2 protein-coding genes and 3 tRNA genes are annotated in these 3453 nt (G+C 32.7%); all 5 read right to left on the reverse strand.

The features are described from left to right. The coding region (locus L6Q46_RS13145; RefSeq protein ID WP_291284688.1) for a slipin family protein at positions 1-1022 on the reverse strand (1022 nt) is incomplete at its 3' end. A gap of 402 nt (positions 1023-1424) precedes the next feature. Beyond that, positions 1425-1488 (reverse strand) — tRNA-OTHER (locus L6Q46_RS13150). Positions 1489-1799: 311 nt separating this feature from the next. Then, entirely contained in the window at positions 1800-2120 is a 321-nt protein-coding gene (locus tag L6Q46_RS13155; RefSeq protein WP_291284689.1) for a hypothetical protein, read from the reverse strand. Positions 2121-2350: 230 nt separating this feature from the next. Further along, positions 2351-2424, reverse strand: a tRNA-Lys gene (locus L6Q46_RS13160). A gap of 5 nt (positions 2425-2429) precedes the next feature. Further along, positions 2430-2501 (reverse strand) — tRNA-Asn (locus L6Q46_RS13165). Positions 2502-3453: the final 952 nt, after the last annotated feature.

A 3453-nucleotide genomic window follows, 5' to 3' on the forward strand; every position in this document is an offset into this window, starting at 1 on the left:
TTCAATTGACTGATTACGTTACCACTTCCTGAAATGGTGATTTCACCAATTCGATCAGCAATTTTTTCCACGTATTCCATCTCTTTCAATTTCCACAACATTTCGTTTTCCTCCATTAATTTAGCGGTATTCAACATGCTACGCATAGCAGCCGTTTCTTCCCGTCTCATAATACTGTTGGCTTGTGCTTTTTTCTCTGCTACCAATACCTGATTCATGATTTCTTTCATATCACCTGGCAAAATAACATCTCTAATTCCAGCATCGGCAACACTTAAACCTAAGGCGTTGATTTTCTCCAACATATTTTCCAAAATTTCTTTTGAAATTGTGTCTTTTTTGTTCAACAACTCGTCTAAAGTGTAGCTACCAACTAAAGCTCGTAAAGCCAATTGCATTAAAACATACAACTGTTTGTCGTATTCTTTGTTGTTTACCAAAGCTTTAACTGCATCAATTACTTGGTAACGAACAAAAAAGTTAATTCGCAAGGTTGCTTTGTCTTTTGTCAATAATTCTTGACCTGCAATTTCCATTTGTTGCTGACGAATATCTACGTTTTTAACTTCAATTGGAATGGCGTTATTCCAGAAATAGTAGTTTCCTGATGCCAATTCTTTAACAAAAGTTCCATTCACAAACAACAAACCTTTTTCAAAGTTCAATACTTGAAACTTTCTAGTGTATGGTTTTAATTTAAAATTTTCCAATAAAGCCATTGAAATTTCTTCAGTAATTTCCACTTTAGATAAATCAATTTTCACAAATTGAAATTCATAAACTCCTTTCCAAAAAGCATATTTTCCAGTAGTTAAAACATCTTTGAAAATTCCGTTTTGGATTTGAATTACCAATTCGTTATCCATAACATCTACAACTTCTAACATGGAAGCTAATTTTTCATGTTTCAACAAAGAGTTTAATTCAAATCTCGATTGAAAAGGTTGATTCATTTCAAAAATTAAAACTTCTTTATTTCCTAAAATCCAATATTTTCCTTTTGTTAATACATCGATTAACATTCTGTTTTCTAATACCAAACCTACTTGGTATGCCTGAATTGTAATTCTGTCGATCAGAATTTATTTATAGTTATCATTAAACATTCATTTAAAAAGAAAACCTTCAGTCCTTCGTCCAAAGTTCAAAACGGAAAAAAGTTAGTAATCAAAAGCATTCTAATGGGTTTCTATTCTATTTTGAAGTTAGCCGTAGCGAACAACAAGCAAATACAAAAGCAAAAGAACGGTTAGGAATACGAAGCCTTTTTCAGGTCTTTTCCTAAGTGTTTCTTTACGAACGAGTCGAGTCAAAACTGACCAAGTCCGAAGATTTTCTTATGGTGCATTCTTTTAAAGAGCTATGCTACTCTGTCAAACAGATTTTGAGTCTGTTGGTAACAACCACTGTCAAACACATACCTAAAATGTGTGTAGGATTCGAACCTACGATTAATCTATTGTTCTAACCAGACTGAACTAACATACCCGAAGTATGTACGGGAATCGAACCCGTGACCCATAGAGTGAGATGATTTTTTGGAAAACCACCAAAACCTCCAAGCCAAGTTGAACAGTACAACATCATCCGCAATTGCGAAACGAATACTGCAATAGTGCCATACAGAAACACCCAACAAGACTTGCTTGATATTTTATTTCTCTATACTCTCCAACGCTGTCATTTCGAGCGAAGTCGAGAAGACGAGAATATTTATTTTCAAATTCAAAGAACGTTTTCTTTATTGCTGAACAAAGATTCAAAACCTACTGCGCAATTATTTTGCGCAGTAGTAAAAATTAAATCAACCCCATTGCAATTTGATGTTCTTTATCTCTAACATCAATGGCTCCAAATGGACTTCCTTTGAAATATCCTATATTTATAAAACCATTTTCTTCAGTAATTAGAGATTCTTTTTTTGTTATAGCTCCAGTATATTTGGAACCATAATTTCCAGTAATCTGTTTTGTGGCAGGGTCTACATCTCCCCACTTAGGTGTTTTACCATTATAAATTGGTTCTACAAAATAGATGATTCCAGTAATTCTAGATTTCATAATAAACCTACCGGTTTCATCAGTGTTCGTTAAAAAACGTTTTAAAATGTCTGGTCTCATAACTTCATTTTTTTAATTAAACTTCAAATAGTGGAAGTAGTATCCCGATAGCTATCGGGAGAACCTACTCAGCATGAAGCACTTGTTTTACAGACAAGCTCAACTCTCCTACTTTGACGTACTTCCTTGCGGCTTATACGGGAATCGAACCCGTTTCTCCCGAGAGACAGTCGGGAATCTCGATAATTATCGGGACCAATAAGCCTTGTTCCCTTTCTAAAGAACTCGAGTAATTTCGTCGGGATTCGAACCTGAGACCCATCGCTTAAAAGGCGATTGCTCTAACCAACTGAGCTACGAAATCGGTCGCGATTCTGGTAAGATTCGAACTTACAACCTTTGAGTTAACAGCTCACTGCTCTACCCTTGAGCTACAGAATCAATATTTTTGGGCATAAAAAAAGCACCTCGTAAAAGGTGCTTCATATGGTAACAATGGAATACTGCTATCCCAAATGCCTATTAGTTTGCACCCGTTTATTCATATATCCGAAATCATATTTCGGAGCTACATTACGTGAAAGATTAAAACAATCGATCATGCCTATTGTATTTATTTTTTGAATGTTATATCGTGTTCTCATTTTATATCTTTTTTAAACCTGAAACCTGAAACTTGAAACTTGAAACTTGAAACTTGAAACTTGAAACTTGAAATCTAAAACCTGAAACTTGAAACTTGAAATTTTCTGAGGCAAAGATAATGTCAAAAAAAAGTAACTTCCAAATCTTTTTTAAAATTATTTTATTGATTATCAATTAGTTATATTAAATTTTAGACAATAAAAACCCTGTCCGTTTTCCAACAGATACCTCGAATTTTTCAAATGACTGTCTCTCATTTGGTTACGCATTCACTCTTATTTTTTACTATTTCGTTTTATCATGAAACATTTTTGTACTTTTTTTCGTTTTTATCATTTTATTTCTTCTTTTTGTCACACTGATTCTTCTTTTTTGTCACACTGAGCGAAGTCGAAGTGCATTTTTAAACAAAAAAAACGCCCTTTTTGTAAAGGACGTTTCGTATATTTTGGTGTAATTTTACTAAAAACAATAATTATTCTTCATAAAAACACATACAACGTCCATTTATTTCCATAGGAAAATCTATCGCTGAGCGATATAAATTTAGACTAATATGTTGTTTTTGTGTTTTCATTTCGAGGGCAAATTTAAAAAATATTTGAATAAATATGAATATTTAAACATTATAAAACAGATTATATTTCTATAGACAACCATTCTTCCATATCTTTTTCAATATATTCTTGAAATCCAACAATTTTATAATAATCAAAAGTAAATTTGTATAAATCATTAGAATCATTTT

It is taken from the genome of Flavobacterium sp. (assembly GCF_023151265.1).
Taxonomy (GTDB): domain Bacteria; phylum Bacteroidota; class Bacteroidia; order Flavobacteriales; family Flavobacteriaceae; genus Flavobacterium.